Origin of the sequence: Gordonia paraffinivorans (assembly GCF_900683595.1) — a bacterium.
GTDB lineage: Bacteria > Actinomycetota > Actinomycetes > Mycobacteriales > Mycobacteriaceae > Gordonia > Gordonia paraffinivorans.
In genome coordinates this window covers 167,101-182,889 of record NZ_CAACYD010000005.1, presented here as the reverse complement: position 1 = coordinate 182,889, position 15,789 = coordinate 167,101, and the positions used below count along the sequence as shown (strand labels likewise).

Annotated in this window: 17 protein-coding genes and 1 pseudogene; 9 read left to right on the top strand and 9 right to left on the bottom strand. The window is 66.8% G+C overall.

The window, feature by feature from the left end; all coding sequences use genetic code 11:
• The first annotated feature begins 117 nt into the window (after positions 1 to 117).
• From E1P53_RS21180 to E1P53_RS03060, 3 genes are read left to right on the top strand one after another with little or no spacing between them, the layout of a single operon-like run.
• Positions 118 to 906 (top strand): ATP-binding cassette domain-containing protein, encoded by a 789-nt coding sequence (locus E1P53_RS21180; RefSeq protein WP_312029425.1) that lies wholly within the window; start codon positions 118 to 120, stop codon positions 904 to 906.
• Positions 903 to 1,355 (top strand): ABC transporter ATP-binding protein C-terminal domain-containing protein, encoded by a 453-nt coding sequence (locus E1P53_RS21175; RefSeq protein ID WP_342353771.1) that lies wholly within the window; start codon positions 903 to 905, stop codon positions 1,353 to 1,355. Before E1P53_RS21180 ends, E1P53_RS21175 begins: the two co-directional genes overlap by 4 nt.
• Complete coding sequence (locus tag E1P53_RS03060; protein ID WP_131733438.1) at positions 1,352 to 2,077, top strand: ABC transporter ATP-binding protein; 726 nt, start codon at positions 1,352 to 1,354, stop codon at positions 2,075 to 2,077. The genes E1P53_RS21175 and E1P53_RS03060 overlap by 4 nt, the downstream gene beginning before the upstream one ends.
• 189 nt (positions 2,078 to 2,266) lie before the next feature.
• Here E1P53_RS03060 and E1P53_RS03055 read toward each other — a convergent pair whose 3' ends face one another.
• The 3 genes from E1P53_RS03055 to E1P53_RS03045 are packed head-to-tail and all read right to left on the bottom strand — an operon-like array spanning position 2,267 to position 5,260.
• The gene (locus tag E1P53_RS03055; RefSeq protein WP_131733437.1) at positions 2,267 to 3,535 is read right to left on the bottom strand and encodes an NAD(P)/FAD-dependent oxidoreductase; all 1,269 of its coding nucleotides are present in this window, start codon (positions 3,533 to 3,535) and stop codon (positions 2,267 to 2,269) included.
• On the bottom strand, positions 3,532 to 4,920 hold the full coding sequence (locus E1P53_RS03050) for a cytochrome P450 (protein WP_006901781.1): 1,389 nt from the start codon (positions 4,918 to 4,920) through the stop codon (positions 3,532 to 3,534). Before E1P53_RS03050 ends, E1P53_RS03055 begins: the two co-directional genes overlap by 4 nt.
• Before the next feature lie 19 nt (positions 4,921 to 4,939).
• Complete coding sequence (locus tag E1P53_RS03045) at positions 4,940 to 5,260, bottom strand: 2Fe-2S iron-sulfur cluster-binding protein (RefSeq protein WP_006901782.1); 321 nt, start codon at positions 5,258 to 5,260, stop codon at positions 4,940 to 4,942.
• A 171-nt stretch (positions 5,261 to 5,431) separates the two neighbouring features.
• Between E1P53_RS03045 and E1P53_RS03040 the strand changes: the two genes are divergently transcribed.
• Positions 5,432 to 6,067: a TetR/AcrR family transcriptional regulator gene (locus E1P53_RS03040; protein ID WP_131733436.1), complete on the top strand. Its 636-nt coding sequence runs from the start codon at positions 5,432 to 5,434 to the stop codon at positions 6,065 to 6,067.
• A gap of 86 nt (positions 6,068 to 6,153) precedes the next feature.
• Here E1P53_RS03040 and E1P53_RS03035 read toward each other — a convergent pair whose 3' ends face one another.
• On the bottom strand, positions 6,154 to 6,570 hold the full coding sequence (locus tag E1P53_RS03035) for an Hsp20/alpha crystallin family protein (RefSeq protein WP_006901784.1): 417 nt from the start codon (positions 6,568 to 6,570) through the stop codon (positions 6,154 to 6,156).
• A gap of 323 nt (positions 6,571 to 6,893) precedes the next feature.
• Positions 6,894 to 7,832, bottom strand: a complete 939-nt coding sequence (locus E1P53_RS03030) for a 1-phosphofructokinase family hexose kinase (RefSeq protein ID WP_006901785.1) — start codon at positions 7,830 to 7,832, stop codon at positions 6,894 to 6,896.
• 594 nt (positions 7,833 to 8,426) lie between these two features.
• Here E1P53_RS03030 and E1P53_RS03020 point away from each other — a divergent pair.
• Entirely contained in the window at positions 8,427 to 8,885 is a 459-nt protein-coding gene (locus tag E1P53_RS03020) for an Rv3235 family protein (protein ID WP_165484391.1), read from the top strand.
• A gap of 73 nt (positions 8,886 to 8,958) precedes the next feature.
• Here the strand turns inward: E1P53_RS03020 and E1P53_RS03015 are convergent, their stop codons facing one another.
• Positions 8,959 to 9,195 (bottom strand): winged helix DNA-binding protein, encoded by a 237-nt coding sequence (locus E1P53_RS03015; RefSeq protein ID WP_131733434.1) that lies wholly within the window; start codon positions 9,193 to 9,195, stop codon positions 8,959 to 8,961.
• A gap of 53 nt (positions 9,196 to 9,248) precedes the next feature.
• On the opposite strand from E1P53_RS03015, the gene E1P53_RS03010 reads away from it, so the two are divergent.
• The 4 genes from E1P53_RS03010 (at position 9,249) to E1P53_RS20655 (ending at position 12,059) form a co-directional block, all read left to right on the top strand.
• Entirely contained in the window at positions 9,249 to 9,839 is a 591-nt protein-coding gene (locus tag E1P53_RS03010) for a hypothetical protein (protein WP_230823712.1), read from the top strand.
• A 70-nt stretch (positions 9,840 to 9,909) separates the two neighbouring features.
• The gene (locus E1P53_RS03005) at positions 9,910 to 10,404 is read left to right on the top strand and encodes a hypothetical protein (RefSeq protein ID WP_131733432.1); all 495 of its coding nucleotides are present in this window, start codon (positions 9,910 to 9,912) and stop codon (positions 10,402 to 10,404) included.
• 154 nt (positions 10,405 to 10,558) lie between these two features.
• Positions 10,559 to 11,278: a hypothetical protein gene (locus E1P53_RS20660; protein ID WP_244941100.1), complete on the top strand. Its 720-nt coding sequence runs from the start codon at positions 10,559 to 10,561 to the stop codon at positions 11,276 to 11,278.
• Positions 11,279 to 11,294: 16 nt separating this feature from the next.
• Positions 11,295 to 12,059, top strand: coding sequence for a P-loop nucleotide/nucleoside kinase family protein (locus E1P53_RS20655; RefSeq protein WP_244941099.1), 765 nt, complete (start codon positions 11,295 to 11,297; stop codon positions 12,057 to 12,059).
• A gap of 76 nt (positions 12,060 to 12,135) precedes the next feature.
• Here E1P53_RS20655 and eutC read toward each other — a convergent pair whose 3' ends face one another.
• From eutC to E1P53_RS02985, 3 genes and pseudogenes are all read right to left on the bottom strand, one after another.
• The gene (eutC, locus tag E1P53_RS02995) at positions 12,136 to 12,909 is read right to left on the bottom strand and encodes an ethanolamine ammonia-lyase subunit EutC (RefSeq protein WP_131733431.1); all 774 of its coding nucleotides are present in this window, start codon (positions 12,907 to 12,909) and stop codon (positions 12,136 to 12,138) included.
• Positions 12,906 to 13,925: pseudogene (eutB, locus tag E1P53_RS02990) on the bottom strand (ethanolamine ammonia-lyase subunit EutB); the annotation flags it as partial. The gene eutC and the pseudogene eutB, both read right to left, overlap by 4 nt.
• A 45-nt stretch (positions 13,926 to 13,970) precedes the next feature.
• Entirely contained in the window at positions 13,971 to 15,362 is a 1,392-nt protein-coding gene (locus E1P53_RS02985) for an IS256 family transposase (RefSeq protein WP_131733218.1), read from the bottom strand.
• Positions 15,363 to 15,789 lie beyond the last annotated feature (427 nt).

Sequence of the window (15,789 nt, the reverse complement as noted above, 5' to 3'; positions counted from 1 at the left end):
CCGACCCAGCCGGGGATGTGCTCGCGATCGAGACACACGCCATGACACGGAACCGGGCACCGACGGTGAGGCCACAACCCGCAGACGCACAGATGGTTCAGCCGCCTGGGCGCCTCGATGCTGGCTGTCCGCGCCAACGAGCGGTCCGCGGCCGCAGCCGGCATCAACGTGTCGCGGACCAAGCTGGTGCCCTTCGCCATCGCCGCGTTCATCGCGGGGATCGGCGGTTCGTTGATGGCCTACCAGCAGACCGTCGTCGTACCGACGTCATACGTCGCGATCGCCGGCATCGGCATGTTCGCGGTGTCCTATCTCGCCGGGATCACGTGTGTGTCCGGTGGTGTCCTCGCCGGCATCATGGGTGCCGGCGGAATCCTCTTCGTGTTCCTCGATCGCGGGGTAGACCTCGGCGAGTACTACCACGTCATCACCGGGGTCCTCTTGGTGATCACCATCATCGCCAACCCCGAGGGCATCATCTCCGAGGTCCACAGGGCGATCAACTGGTTGCGCGGCAAGGTCACCGGCCGCTCACAGGACGAGACCCCACCCGAACTCCTCAGCGCCACCGATGCCCTCTCTCCGCCACCCGAATCCGCTCGCGAAGTGGGAGAGGTGCTGCTGTCGTCGACGGGTATCGGCGTGCACTACGGCGGGGTGACGGCCGTCGACAACGTGTCCTTCGATGTCCGGGACGGCGAGATCATCGGTCTCATCGGCCCCAACGGGGCAGGCAAGACGACCTTCATCGACGCCATCAGCGGATTCGCCGACGCGGCAGGCAGCGTCGTGCTCGACGGGGAGCGTCTCGACGGCCGACGACCCCACGAGCGGAGCCGCCGGGGCCTCGGCCGGACGTTCCAGGGCATCGAACTGTACGACGACCGTCGGTCCGCGAGAACGTGACCGTCGGCACGACGGCCGCGCGGCACCGCGGAAGGCCGACGGAGTCGGGGGACGACGACCTCGAGAGACTCTTCGACGTCCTGCACCTGACCCCGGTGGTCGATCGGCCGGTCAAGGAACTCTCACAGGGCCGGCGACAACTCGTGTCGGTTGCCCGGGCGCTCGCCGGGCGCCCCCGCGTGGTCCTGCTCGACGAGCCCGCAGCCGGTCTGGACAGCGCCGAGAGCGTGTGGCTCGGACACCGCCTTCGGGCCATCCGGGACGCCGGCCTGACCATCGTCATGGTCGATCACGACATGGAACTCGTCCTCGAGGTGTGCGACCGCATCGTCGTCCTGGACCTCGGCCGCGTCATCGCGATCGGGACGCCGGACGAGATCCGCAACGACCCCGTCGTCACCAGCGCCTATCTCGGCGTCGCCCACGCCAGACAGGAGCTCAAGGCATGAGCACCGTCCTCAGCTGCACCGCGCTTGATACCGGTTACGTCGGCCGTCCCTGCGTGCGCGGATTCGACCTCGAGCTCCAGGCCGGCGAGGTGCTGGCGCTTCTCGGCCCCAACGGCGCAGGCAAGACGACGACGCTGATGACCCTGGTGGGGTTGCTGCCGAGCCTCGGCGGTGAGGTATGCATCGACGGACACCCGGTCAAGCCCGGTCACGCGCGTAGCGCGGTCAAGGCCGGCCTGGTCCTGGTTCCCGACGACCGGTCGCTGTTCACCACGCTCACGGTCGAGGAGAACCTGCGGCTGTCGGTGAGAGCTCGACGGGGATGGCGCACTGAACGCGACACGGTCCTCGAGACATTCCCGCAGCTCGCCGACCGCCTGAAAGTCCCTGCCGGAGCCCTGTCCGGCGGCGAGCAGCAGATGTTGGCGATCGGGCGAGCCCTGGTCCAGCACCCCAAGGTGCTGCTGATCGACGAACTCAGCATGGGCCTGGCCCCGGTGATCGTGGAACGTCTACTGCCGGTCGTACGCGAGGTCGCCGACAGGACCGGCGCCGCGGTCGTACTCGTCGAACAGCACGTTCAGTTGGCTCTCGAGGTCGCCGACACCGCGATCGTCGTACGGCACGGTCAGCAGGTGCTGAAGGGCAGGGCCGCCGATCTCGCCGCGGCTCCGGAGCTCGTCGAGAACGCATACCTGGGGGAGGCGTTCGCCTCCTCGTGAGTCCCTCGTCCATGCCCGGTCAGGCAGTGGCCGTCTCGGGCACACCGGCGTTTCCGGGTCATGAGTGATGTCGCCCGCGACATCACCTCGGCGCGGCGCCATCGATCGAGGTCGCCGACGCGGATCGAGGTCGCAAGCGCAGGGAACTCACAGATCGGCGGCCGAACCGAACCTCGACGAGCGAAGCGACTACGTGCTCGCCAAGGAGGCCTTCTCCTTGGCGGCGTCGAGCAGATCCGCAACCGGCACCGAGAGGTCCGCCAGCTGCTCGGGATCGACCGGCAGCCCCTGTGACAGTACGCGTTTGGCGAACATGAACTCCTGTGGACGGTTGACGCAATCAGTCGCGATCAGTTCCCCGTCACGCAGGTAGAAGCATGCGAACTCACGGTCCGAGGTCGGGTCCCCGCGGAGGACGACCCGGTCGTACCCGGTGTTGAGCCCGGCGATCTGAAGCTTGAGGTCGTACTGATCGGACCAGAACCAGGGCAGCGCGGAGATCGTCGCCGGCTTCCCGCACATGGTGGCCGCTGCCACCTTCGCCTGCTCTCCGGCGCTGGGAACCGACTCCAGCCGGACCTTGCCGTACCGCGTGTCGTGATAGGTGACGCAGTCGCCGGCCGCGGTGATGTCCGGGTCGTTCGTCCGCCCCTGGGCATCGACGACGATGCCGTCGTCGACGTCGAGTCCGGCATCGATCGCCGGCGCGACGTTGGGCCGGACGCCGATGCCGACGACCACCAGATCGGCGGGAATCGTCTCTCCGTCGCCGAGGCGAACGGCGCGCACTCGCTCGGTTCCGTCACCGCTCGCGTCACCGTCGAAGGCCACAACCGCGGCGTCGGTGCGAACCCGGACGCCCTCGGCCTCGTGGATGCGGCGATAGAAGTCGGAGACCTGCGGGGCGGTGACACGCTTGAGGACCCGGTCGGCCGCCTCCACGACGGTGACGTCGAGGCCGAGCTTGCGCAGGGACGCCGCCGTCTCGAGTCCGATGTAGCCACCACCGACGATGACGGCCCGGCTGCTGCCGGGGACGTCGGCGCGGATCGCCTCGACGTCCTCCGCGGTGCGGAGGTAGTGCACACCGCTCAGCTCCGCACCCGGGATCGACAGCCGCACCGGGGACGCACCGAGGCACAGCGCGAGTCGGTCGTAGGCGACGGCCTCGCCGTCGTCGAGGACGACCCGCTTGGCGTCGCGGTCGATGCGCTCGGCCCGCGCGCGACGGAACTCGATCCCCTTGGCGGCATAGAACTCCGGGCCGCGGATCAACAGGTCGTCGATCCCGACGGCGTCGGCCAGGTAGGTCTTCGACATCGGGGGCCGGTGATAGGGGAGGTGGGGCTCGTCGCCGATGAGGACGATCTCGCCTGTCCAACCCGACGACCTGAGCGCGGCGCTGAGCTGGGCGCCCGCGTGGCTCGCGCCCAGCACGACAGCACGTCCCGAGGTCATGAGGTCTTCTTCGCCGTGAGTTCGACCATCAGCTTGCTGTAGCCGCGCACGAAGTTCGACTGCACGTACTCGGGCTCCTCGAGCACCTTGATGTCGTCGAAGCGCTCGAGCAGTTCCTCCCACAGGATCCGCAGCTGCAGCTCGGCGAGCCGGTTGCCCATGCAGCGGTGCACCCCGTAGCCGAAAGCCATGTGGTTGCGGGCATTCGGGCGGTCGATGATGAGCTCGTCGGCGCGCTCGAACTTGCTCTCGTCCCGATTGCCCGAGGCGTACCACATCACGAGCTTGTCGCCCTTGCGGATGAACTGGCCGTTGAGGATCGTGTCCTTGGTGGCGACGCGTCGCATGTAGGCGAGCGGGGTCTGCCAGCGGATGATCTCCGACACCATGTTGGGGATCAGGCTCGGATCGGCCTTGAGCTTCTCGAACTCGCCGGGGAACTTGTTGAGCGCATAGACGCCGCCCGACATCGAGTTGCGGGTGGTGTCGTTGCCGCCCACGATCAGCAGCGTCAGGTTGCCGATGAACTCCATCGGCCGCTTCACGAGGTCCTTGGTGTCCTCGTTGGACTGCAACATGCTGATGAGGTCGAACCCCGGTTCCTCGCCGGCGGCCCGACGCGCCGCCTTGTCGTGCCACAGCTCGCTGAACGCGCGGACCATCTCCAGCGCCGCCTGGTAGACGACGTCGGGATCGCTGGCACCGCCGGTCGCCTCCTCGCTGCCGGCCGCCAGGTCGGACCAGCGGACGAGGTTGCGCCGTTGCTCGTACGGGAAGTCGAGGATCGTGGCGAGGGTCCGGGCGGTGATCTCCACCGACACCCGGTCGACCCAGTTGAAGGGCTGCCCGACGGGGAGGTTGTCGAGGACCTCGCACACGCGTTCGCGGATCAGCCCCTCCATCTCCTTGAGGTTCTTCGGCGCGACGACGCCCTGCACCGCGCGGCGCTGCACGTCGTGGCGCGGCGGGTCCATCGCGATGAACATCTCGACGTCGAGACCCGGCGGGGGAGTGCCGATGACGATGAAGGGTTCGGCCGAGAACGTCTCGTGATCCTTGTCGACGGTCAGGATGTCCTCGTACCGGGTCACCGACCAGAACGGACCGAACCGGCTGTTCGGCTGGTAGTGGACGGGCGCCTCCTCGCGAAGGCGCGCGAAGTACGGAGCCCACTGACCCTGGCGGTACATGAACGGGTTGCTCATGTCGATCGCGTCGAGGGAGACCTCGTCGACCGGTGGGATCGGCTTCTCCACAAAGGGTTCCGGTCGCGACTCACCCACGAGACGGCCACGCGCCTTGTGGAAGAGCTGGAGCGCCTGAACCTGGCGGTCCACCGGGATGTTCGCCTGCACCGTTTCGACGACGCGGTCGAGGATCTGCATCAGTGATTCTCCGTTCGGCTCAGAACTGGAATTCGGGAAGGTTGACGATGAGTCCGTCGTGCTCGGCGCCGAGTGCAATCTGACACGACAGGCGCGAGGTCTCCTGGCAATCGGGATTCATCTCGAGCATCTGCTCCTCGGCGGGGGTGCGGCTGCCGGTCGCGGCGATCCATTGCTGGTCGACGGTGACGTGGCAGGTGCCGCACGCGGCATCGCCGCCGCAGTCGCCGTCGATTCCGGAGACCCCGTTGTCGATCGCGACCTGCATGAGGTTCTGTCCCTCGACGAACGGGACCTCGTGCTTCTCTCCGTCGAAGCTGATGAAGGTGACGGTGGCCATGTGGTTCCTCCTCGAAGCCTGCCCGGTGTGATGGTCACCACTAGGTGTTGGCAGTGTCAACATGAGAGTGAAGCAGAATGTTGTCCTTGTCAACATTCGTTGGTCAGAAAGTTCGCGAGAGCGTGTTCACCCTGGTCGGGACAGCAGACCCGACTCGGTAGAGTGACCGGCATGGCTTCGCCGCGCACCACCTACCATCACGGCAACCTTCGCAGCGCCCTCATCGACGAGGCCTGGGAGCTCGCCCGTACGAGCGCTCCCGAGAAGGTGACGGTCCGGGAGGTCGCGCGCCGCGCCGGCGTGTCACACAACGCCGCATACCGGCACTTCGCCGATCGCCAGGAATTGATGTCATCGATCGCGGATCGGGCGCTGGCAACGCTGGCCGAGATGATGCGCGACCGGATCGCGACGGTGTCCACCGACCAGGACCCGGCGTCCATCGCGCGCGACCGGTTTCGGGAGACCGCGCGTGCCTACGCCTCGTTCGCCATCGACGAGCCGCATCTGTTCCAGGTGGCGTTTCACGCCGAGTTCTCCCGCCCCGGAGTCAGTCCCGACGTGTCCGAGCGACGAGGTGGCCCCTACGCCATCCTGCACAGCGTCCTCGACGAGATGGTCGAGGTGGGGGAGATCCCCCCGGAACGCCGATCGGATGCGGAGATGGTCTGCTGGGCCTCGGTCCACGGCTTCGCCGAACTGTGCATCAAGGGACCGCTGGGGCTTCTGCCGGAAGACGAGCGCGACAACATCTTCGAGCGATTGCTCGTGACACTCCTCCACGGCCTGAAGGCGCCGATCGCCTGAAAGCCAAAGACCCGCCCCGTGTCGCCGGAGGGGTGGGGGAACAGACTGGCGACTCGGGGCGGGCGGTCTGGGAGACGAACGGCCTGTCAGTCGGTTTCGATCTTGACCTCGGTGCCCTCGTCCTTCGCCTCGGCCACGGGCACGGTCACGGTCAGGATGCCGTCGCGGTAGCCGGCCTTGACCTCGTTCTCGACGAATCCCTGCGGCAGGGTCACCGACCGGGTGAACTCGCCGTAGGAGAACTCGGAGTAGCCCTCGCGGCTCTCACGCTGCTCACGCTTGGCGTTGATGGTCAGCGTGCCGTTGCGGATGGTCACGTTGACGTCCTTGTCCGGGTCGATGCCGGGAAGTTCGGCGCGCACGACATATTTGCCGTCCTCGACCTGCTCCTCGACCTTGATCAGATGCCCGTTCGAGCGGAGCAGATCCGCCGCGGGAAAGCTGTTGAAGAATTCAGCGATGTTGGGGAACAGCGAACGAGTCGCCAACTGCGTTGTGGCCATGATCCAACCTCCCTTGTCGTCTGAAATCAGCCATCTACCTCTAGTTCTACGCAGCTCGTGACGAGTTTCGAGGGTCTTAGGACTCAAGGTCCCGAGCCCGTCGCCCCTACCAACGCGCAGGTGAGACGGTGTATTCCTGGAAGCCTGGCCTGTTGATGTCCCCACGCTCGGTGAACACCCCTGTGCGACAGACGCTTCCGCACGACGAAGCCGCCCGCCCGGGACGGACTCGGCCCCGGACGGCCCGGGCGGAGGATCATCACCGTCGAGTACGAACGCCCGCGGGACGGCTCCGCCGAGGCCACGTGCGCGATCTCGGGCCGTCAGTCCGAGAGTGATTGTGACGCTTCCCGATACAAGCGGTCGACGTCCTCGGGGCGGGGCGGCTCGGTACCCGGCGTCAGCATCGCCGCGGCACCGGCGGCATTGCCGTAGCGCACCGCGTCGACGATCGACCAGCCGCGCGCCAGCGCGACGACGGTCGCCGCCACCATGCTGTCGCCGGAGCCGACACCGGTGCCGGCGACATCCACCGGAACACCTGGGACGTCATGATCCTCGTCGGCGGTGACGACCAACGCGCCGTCGGCACCGAGCGAGACGATGACCACCTGACCGATGTTGCGTCGGATCAGCTCTCGGGCCGCCGCGACCTGCGACGGGCGGTCGGGGAGCGGTTCGTCGACGAACTCACGCAACTCCCGGACGCTCGGCTTGATCAGGTAGGCGCCGGTCACCCAGTGCAGGGCAGCGCCACTGGTGTCCACGACGAGCCGGCAGCGGCGGTCCCGGGCGATCCTCGAGACGGCGCCGAAGAATCCCGGCGAGCAGCCGGGCGGCAGGCTCCCGCTGACCACCAGGTCCGACGCGGACGTCGCCGCGGCGTCGACGGCCCGGAGCGCACGCAACTCGTCGTCGGCGTGCAGTTGTGGCCCGGGCATCACGAACCGGTAGCACTCGCCGCTCGCTTCCTCGACGACATTGAACGATTCCCTCGTCGGCTCGTCGACCCGGACGACGCGGAAGTCGACCCCGTCGGTTGCCAGAAGTGACTCGATGTGTCGCCCGGTGTGTCCACCACTGACGATGACCGCCGTCGACGACGCCCCCAGCCGCGCGGCGGTCCGCGCCACGTTGATCCCGCCGCCGCCGGGGTCGTATCGGGGCGTGCTGCATCGCATCTTCGAGCCGGGCATCAGTCGAGGAACCGTCGAGTGGATGTCCAGCGCGGGGTTCATGGTGACGGTGAGGATGTGCGGCATCGAGTCGGGCCTTTCGGCATGATGTCGTGTGGACGCTGAACAGACGGTGGTCTGTCTCGAATGTGCTCCTACGCCATCGTCGTGAAAAGGGTCTTTGGGCCCCGTGCGACATCCGGGGCGCGCGCAGATCCAGGACGCACGAGACCTGCGCCTCGTATCGTGGGCGACGCCCGAACACCAGGGCGGGACGGTCTCCGCCTGGCCGGGAAAGCGACACCTCGGGGCGCATCATCAGGTGCGGAACAAGGAGACACGCAGTGGAGACATTCGAGGTTCCTGTGCGCCGCCCGGGAGAAGGGTCTACAGGTGCTGCGCGACGGCCGATGGCACGACGTCACCCCCCGCTGACAGTGGACGAGCACATCGCCGCCAGGCTCGCGGGATCCCGGGCCGGGCTGCTGAACGCGGCCGCGCGACGAGAGGCGAGCGGGTTCTCTCCGCCGACGGCTGACGACCTCCCCGCTGCGACGGAACCTCGGCGGCGAGTGGCCGCAACCAACGTGCATGCGAACATCGAGTGCAGGTCAACCGACGGTATGCGCCACCGCTGCAGCAGGGAGTCCACGGCTCGGAACCGTCCGACTGCGAGAACGGATGCCGCAAGGCGCCATCGCAGCGAACCGCACCCGCACCGCCGCAGTCGAGGCACACCGATTCGCGGTGTCGACGATGCGCGCCGTCTTCGAGGTCATCGACCGGCGCCGCGGCTCGGCGCAACTCGGTGGCGCGGCTGCTCCGGATGTGATCGATCAGGTCGACGCGGTCGTGCGCCATGACGCGTTCGGGATCGTCGGCTCGGGCACGGCACCGACGACACAGCAGTCGGGCTGCACGCGAATCCAGCGCGTGCACGCACAGCTGTGCGACGTGAGCGCGGCCGAGATCTTCGGCACCTGCCTGATCGGCGGACGGATCCGGGTCTTCGCCGGCCGCGTCGAACGCAAGCCGGTCCGAGTCCGTGCCCCGGGTCCGCGAACACCCGCCGTCGGTGGGCGCGGCGCGCTCGAACGCGCCGAATACCGCTGGCAGTTGGTCTCTCTCGAGTTCTGCTGAGCCAGCGTCGAATCCGGTCCCATTCGACTGGGCGCGGTCTGACCGCACAGACGTCTGGGTGAGACGAGACGCCTCATCTCTTCCGCTCGCCGTCGATCACCTCGGCGAAGTACGCGTCGAGACGCTCGAACAAGGCCAGGAAGGCCTCGAGGTGACCATCTGGCGAGTCTGCGTAGACCGCCGCGGTCATCTCGCTGTGCATCGCGTTCACGCCGGCTGCGACGCGCGCGCCGACCTCGGTCACCCGGACGACGCGGGACTTGGCGTTTCCCGGGGGATGCTCGACGCTCACCAGTCCGTGGGCACGCATCTTGTTGAGGGCCTGCGATAGTGGGGGTACCGCAGAACGTCGCCTCGGCGATCATGGTGATTCTCGTCGTCGCCGTCTTCGTCACGGCGCTCGCCCTACCCTGGCTTCCGCTGCCCGACCAGCGCAACCGAACCAAGTCCGAACGTCTCGGCGCCATGATCATCGTGTGGGTCTTCATCGCCCTCGCACCGAGGTTCATCTGGGAACTGCCCTGGCTGTTCTTCTACGACCAGATCAAACAAGGCGTTCTCGAAGGGTCGGTCTGGACGTACATGTGGTCGCCCTATCTGCTGGGCGGTGACGCCCGTTATCTGAACGGAGACCCGCTCGTCGTGACGCTCGAGTGGATCGCGCTCTTCCTGGGAGTGTTCGAGCTCTACGCGTTGGTGCAGTACTTCAGGAACGGCAAGCGATTCACGAGCACGCAGCTCTCGCTGATCATGGGCGGCCTGATCGTCGAAGTCACCCTTCCGGCAGTGTATTTCGGCACCGAGATCGCCAACAATCTGGACAACGTCTCCAGTCCCGCCGACCTGCTGATCAAATTCGTCCTCCTGAACCTCTTGTGGTGCACGATGCCGCTGCTCACATATTTCTGGGGTGTGCGACGTCTGGCGACCCAGAATCTCGCGGTCAGGTTCTAGTCGGCGTTCGCGAGCCACCGCTACGAGTCGACCGTGCGACGACGCCCGGACACGGTTGGTTCAATGAGGCATGACGATGTCCGGGCGCCTGGGCCGCACCCTGCGAGTGCTCATCTGGGTGATGCCAATCGCCCTGTTGGTGATCTTCGTCCTGGGCCGCGAGTTCCTCGGCGGTAGCGCGGGCTGGGCTTCGGTTCTCGCCTTCGCGTTCTCGCCCGCGGTCCTCGTCGCGCTGTACCTCCCGGTGGTCGTCGCGACGTTCGATCGACGTGCGCGCGACGCAGGGAGTCTGAGACGGGCGTTCACGTGGACGACCATCGGCTGGTGGTACGCATGCGCAGTCGGCGTGATCGTCTCCATCCCGGACGGCGGAGATTCGGGTGACCGGCTCTCGCCGCTGATGACGTGGACGGGGATCTCGGACTCGGCGTCGGAGGTGATCGCGGTCTGCATGCTCGGCGCCCTCGCGGTGGCGCTCGCCGCGAGTCTGGTGGCGGCGACCGCCGGAGTCGTCGCGAGCCGACGGATCGGTCAGGGCCCGACGGCACGATCCGAGCAACCCTGACCGTCGTCGGCCCACCACCGGAGACAGCCCCACCTGTTCCCACGGGCGGGGTGCACGGTGCGTCGGATGCCCGACGCGGAGAGCAAGGGACAAACGACCGTGTCGCAACCGGTCGAGCATGAACGAGGATGGAGACGGATCAGGCAAACGGGAGGTGAGCGTGCAATCGTACCCGGCCGGCCACGATCTGTCGGAGCATGCACAGGCCATCGAGGTCCGTGAGACACACAGCGGCATCGTCGTGCTGTGTGGTGATCGGGCGTTGAAGGCGAAGAAGCCGGTGGTGACCGACTTCCTCGATTTCGGGTCCGTGGAGAAGCGGGAGGAGGCGTGCCGTCGCGAAGTCAGTCTGAACCGGCGACTGGCACCACAGGCGTATCTCGGCGTGGGACATGTGTGCACGCCAGGGAAGGCGCCGGAGCCGCTCGTTGTGATGGCCCGGTTACCGGAGAAGTACAAGCTCACGAACCTGCTGAAGACATCCGGCCCAGACGGCGAGGAGGATGTCGTCGCCGAGATCGGCCGCTTGGCCGCTCTCATCGCGCGGTTCCATCACGACGCGGACCGGGGCCCGGAGATCTCGCGACAAGGCACCTCGACCGCGGTGTGGGATCGGTGGCAGGCGAATCTCCGCGAGATCCGAGAACTCGGGCCGCCGGAGCGCATCGGCGACCTGCTGGACGAGATCGGCGTTCTCGCAGAGGAGTTCATCGCCGGGCGCGACGAGCTCTTCGACGAGCGGATCGTCGAGGGGCGGGTGGTGGACGGACACGGTGATCTGTTGGCCGAGGACACCTTCTGCATGCCGGACGGCCCGCTCGTGCTCGACTGCCTGGATTTCGACAGCCGACTGCAGCGTCGACGGTGTCGATGACATCGCGTTCTTGGCGATGGACATCGAATATCGCGGTCACCGACGGCTCGCCGACCTGCTGGTGTCTGCCTACCTGACCGAAGCGAACGACTCGGCGCCGAGGTCGCTCATCGACCAGTACATCGCATACCGCGCGATCGTGCGGGCGAAGGTCGACCTGATCCGGGCCACCCAGGGCGATGCGGATGGTGCGGGGCGGGCGTTGTCGCATGCGTTGCTGGCGCGCGACCATCTCAGGAGTGCGCAGGTGCGGTTGGGTCTGGTGGGCGGGCTTCCCGGCACGGGCAAGTCCACGGTGTCGCGGGCGTTGGCCGACGAGGTGGGAGCGCAGCTCTTCTCCAGTGACGCCGTCCGCCACGAGCTACGTCGCGCCGGAGCCCTCACCGGTACAGCCGGCGACTTCGGCGCCGGTCTGTACTCCGCCGCGAACACCCGGATCGTCTACGAAACGCTGTTGTCTCGCGCAAGACAGCACTTGATCCGCGGTGAGTCGGTGATACTCGATGCGTCGTGGACCGACGCCGAGTTCCGCCGTCTCGCCCATTCGGTCGCCGACAGTTGTCATGCCGCGACGATCGAGATGCGGTGCGTCGTCGACCCGCAGGCGGCCGTACGCCGGATCATCGAGCGTGCCGACGCGCATCATTCGGACGCCACCCCGGAGATCGCGGCCGAGATGGCCGCCCGGGCCGACGAGCACTGGCCGGATGCGGTCGACATCGACACGGGAGGTGCCGTCGAGAACGCGGTGGAATCGGCGATGCGCCATTGGCGGCGGTGACCGAGTCGCCTTGCGTGCGACGGCAGGCGGGTGTGGGACACGTCGACCGATCCGACGGCACGGGCGTCCCGCCGTTCTAGACGTCCAGGATTCGCGCGTCGGTGTCGGCGAGCTGGTCGCGAGAGGTGTCCTTGAGTGCGACTCCGGACCTCCTCAGCTTTCGAGCGCCGTCGACCAGGGCCGCAGTGATCGCGGCGGCGGTCGCGTAGTCCAGGCCGTCGGGCGGGTGGATGTTCGAGATGCAGTTGCGGTCGGCATCGGTGCGGCCTGGCCGCGGGAGGTGGGTGAGGTGGATGCCGAGGCTGTCGGCGACCGACAAGCCCGGGCGTTCACCGATGATCAGAACCATCGTCTGGGCTCGAAGTGCCTCGCCGATGTGGTCGCCCAACGCCACGCGGGCCTGGGTTGCGATCACTGGGGGAGCGAGGGAGTAGTGCGGGCACAAGGTGTCGACGAGTGCCTCGAGCAGTCCGCGCCCGTGCTCGCCGAGCGCACGCGGCGACAGTCCGTCGGCCAGCACGATGGCGAGGTCGGCGCCGGTGTCGGGCAGGTGCGACAGGTCGGCGGGCGCCCGCCCGCGATCCGGTCGCCGCAGGTACTCGCTGCGAGAGCCGGCCTGGCTCTGGACATGCAGTGCCGGCTCGACGTCGAGATCACCGATCTGCCGCGCCAGGTCGGCGACGTCGAGTGGCTCGTGCACGGCGTCGCGGGCCGCTGCATGGTCCGCCTTGAACTCGAGGACCCGGCGCGAGGGGAGTGAGGTCCCAGCCCGGCCCAGGCCGATCCGAGCTCGGGTGGTCGATCGCAGTTCGGCCCAGTGGTCCTCGGCAGGCCGGTGGCCGGCGGTCATCGGTCCGCCGCCAGCGAACGCAGGGGAGAGGTCGCCGGGTCGACCGGCAGTATGCGGCCGTCGGCATCGGCCATGCCGAGCCCGGCCAGCCAGGCCTCGAACTCCGGGGCGGGGCGGAGGGCGAGTGCCTGACGCACGTAGAGCGCGTCGTGAAAGGACAGGCTCTGGTAGCCGAGCATGATGTCGTCGGCCCCGGGGACGGCGATGACGAACGCCGCACCCGCGACACCGAGCAGCGTCAGAAGCGTGTCCATGTCGTCCTGGTCGGCTTCGGCGTGGTTGGTGTAGCAGACGTCGACGCCCATCGGCAGGCCGAGCAGCATGCCGCAGAAGTGGTCTTCGAGACCGGCGCGGATGATCTGCTTGCCGTCATAGAGGTATTCGGGTCCGATGAACCCGACCACGGTGTTGACCAGTAGCGGTTCGAGGACACGCGCCACGGCATACGCGCGGGCCTCGAGGGTCTGTTGATCGACGGGCTTGCCACCGGTCCCGAGATGCGCGTTCGACGACAGCGCAGATCCTTGTCCGGTCTCGAGGTACATGACGTTGTCGCCGACAGTGCCGCGACGCAGTGAGCGGGCTGCGTCGTTGGCTTCCCGCAAGGTGGCGATATCGATCCCGAAACTGCGGTTGGCGCCTTCGGTTCCGGCGATCGACTGGAACACGAGGTCGACCGGGCCGCCCTTCTCGATCAGGGCCATGGTCGTGGTGACGTGGGACAGCACGCACGACTGCATCGGGATCTCGAAACGCTGCCGGATGTCGTCGAGCAGGTGGAGGAGCTCCGAGGTGGCGTGTGGGGAGTCGGTTGCCGGGTTGATGCCGATGACCGCGTCTCCGCAGCCCATCAGCAATCCGTCCAGTGTTGCCGCGGCGATTCCACGGGGATCGTCGGTGGGGTGGTTGGGCTGCAATCTCGTGCTGATGCGACCCGGAAGGCCGACGGTGGTGCGGAATGCCGCGGTGACCGTTGCGGCCGAGGCGACGAGGATCAGGTCCGAGCTTGTCAAGATGTTTGTGTAAGAACGTGACTCCTGATTTTCTTGTGGTCGGTGGGTTTAGCCGAGGTGCGGTTCGATCCGGTCGGGGTAGGCCAGAGCGAGCTGTCCGAGGGCCTGCTTCCAGTTGGTGACGACCTGTCCCTCGACCAGTCGTCCGAGGGCCTTACGGGGCTGTGACCGCCTGGTCCCGCGTTCTTTGAGGCGTTGAGCGGCTCGTTTGTCTTCGATGTCGCAGATGGCCAGCCACAGCAGTTTGCGGACCGCGATGTCGTTGGGGAAATGTCCGCGGTTCTTGATGACCTTGCGGAGCTGGTAGTTCAGCGACTCGATCGAGTTGGTGGTGTAGATGACTTTGCGCAGCTCGGGCGGGAATGCCAGGAAGGGGATGAACCGATCCCAGGCTCGGTCGAAAGCCATTGCCGCACTCGGATATTTGGCGCCTAGTTCCGAGTCGCGGAAGGCTTCCCACTCGCGGCGGGCGGTCTCGGCATCGAGGGCGGTGTAGATCGGTTTAATCGCCCGAGCGACGTCTTTGCGGTCTTTGTAGTTCACGAACCGCATCGAGTTGCGGATCAGATGCACCACACAGGTTTGCACCGTGGCCAGCGGCCAAGTCGCCTCGATCGCTTCGGGGAATCCGGTGAGCCCGTCACAGCACACGATCAGCACGTCCTTGACGCCGCGGTTGGCCAGATTCGCACACACCCCGGCCCAGAACTTGGCGCCTTCCTCGGCCTGTATCCAGATTCCCAGCACATGCTTGACGCCGGCCATATCGACGCCAATAGCAATGTGGGCGTGCTTATTTCGGACATGGGCGCCGTCTTTGACCTTCACTACCAGGGCGTCAAGGTAGATGACGGGATACAACGGCTCCAGCGGCCGGTTCTGCCATTCATCGACCGCGTCGAGGACCTCGTCGCAGATCTTCGAGATCGTCTCGTGCGAGAGATCGGTGCCGATCGTGGAGGCCAAATGGTGTTGAATGTCGCGCAACGTCATGCCGCCGGCATACAGCGAGATGATGATGTCGTCGAGGCCGCCGAGGCGGCGCGAGCCCTTCGGGACCAGCCGCGGGGTGAACGTGCCGTCACGGTCACGAGGAATGTTCAGCTCGACCGGCCCGGCCTCCGAGGCCACCGTTTTCGGACTCGACCCGTTACGGGCGTTGGGCAACTCCCGCCCGGCCGGATCGCCCTTGGCATAGCCGAGGTGATCGGTCAGCTCGGCCTTCAGACCGCGTTCGAGGGCCAGTTTGATCAGACCTGGGATCAACCCGCCTTCGCCGGTGATCTGGACCTGGCCGGTATCGATCTGGGCGAGCAGCTCATCGACCATGCCCGAGGCCTGTAATGCCTCGGCGACTTCCGCGGTCGAGCGCGGCTCGGCCAGTTCAGGCAACTGCTCGTCGTCGTGGCCCTGCTGCTTGTCGTCTAACGCCATGCTCATAGATCTTCCTCTCACTGATGAGCACCGGACTTACACAGACCATCTGACACCCCCTCAGGTCCTGATTCCGCATGAACTCCAGCTGCGTGGGACGCCCAAACGGACCGAGTTGAGCCAGGCCGAGCCCGCATGGTCGCCGGATGAGGATGAAGCCATCGAGCGAATCACACTAGTTTCGTCACGGTGACGTTTTGTGGCCGGCGGATCGGATCAGCCAGGCACCGCCGAGAGTGGAAGCGAGCCCGCGACCGGACAAACTGGACCGGTTCGTCCACCCAGACAAACGACTGGGCAACAAGACCATTCAGCTCGACGTGCGCAGAAGACAGCGTCTGACATCCACACACTCAGACGAACTACCGCAAGTGGAACGCTCCGATAGTACGAGCGCTACCACCTGTGGATCGAGCGGCGCGATTGGCAACCA

Coding starts and splice junctions, on each gene's coding strand:
- E1P53_RS21180 (WP_312029425.1), top strand. CDS start 118: ATGCTGGCTGTCCGCGCCAACGAGCGGTCCGCGGCCGCAGCCGGCATC.
- E1P53_RS03060 (WP_131733438.1), top strand. CDS start 1,352: ATGAGCACCGTCCTCAGCTGCACCGCGCTTGATACCGGTTACGTCGGC.
- E1P53_RS03055 (WP_131733437.1), bottom strand. CDS start 3,535: ATGACCTCGGGACGTGCTGTCGTGCTGGGCGCGAGCCACGCGGGCGCC.
- E1P53_RS03050 (WP_006901781.1), bottom strand. CDS start 4,920: ATGCAGATCCTCGACCGCGTCGTCGAAACGGTGCAGGCGAACATCCCG.
- E1P53_RS03045 (WP_006901782.1), bottom strand. CDS start 5,260: ATGGCCACCGTCACCTTCATCAGCTTCGACGGAGAGAAGCACGAGGTC.
- E1P53_RS03040 (WP_131733436.1), top strand. CDS start 5,432: ATGGCTTCGCCGCGCACCACCTACCATCACGGCAACCTTCGCAGCGCC.
- E1P53_RS03035 (WP_006901784.1), bottom strand. CDS start 6,570: ATGGCCACAACGCAGTTGGCGACTCGTTCGCTGTTCCCCAACATCGCT.
- E1P53_RS03030 (WP_006901785.1), bottom strand. CDS start 7,832: ATGCCGCACATCCTCACCGTCACCATGAACCCCGCGCTGGACATCCAC.
- E1P53_RS03020 (WP_165484391.1), top strand. CDS start 8,427: ATGCCGCAAGGCGCCATCGCAGCGAACCGCACCCGCACCGCCGCAGTC.
- E1P53_RS03015 (WP_131733434.1), bottom strand. CDS start 9,195: ATGCGTGCCCACGGACTGGTGAGCGTCGAGCATCCCCCGGGAAACGCC.
- E1P53_RS03010 (WP_230823712.1), top strand. CDS start 9,249: ATGGTGATTCTCGTCGTCGCCGTCTTCGTCACGGCGCTCGCCCTACCC.
- E1P53_RS03005 (WP_131733432.1), top strand. CDS start 9,910: ATGACGATGTCCGGGCGCCTGGGCCGCACCCTGCGAGTGCTCATCTGG.
- E1P53_RS20655 (WP_244941099.1), top strand. CDS start 11,295: ATGGACATCGAATATCGCGGTCACCGACGGCTCGCCGACCTGCTGGTG.
- eutC (WP_131733431.1), bottom strand. CDS start 12,909: ATGACCGCCGGCCACCGGCCTGCCGAGGACCACTGGGCCGAACTGCGA.
- E1P53_RS02985 (WP_131733218.1), bottom strand. CDS start 15,362: ATGAGCATGGCGTTAGACGACAAGCAGCAGGGCCACGACGACGAGCAG.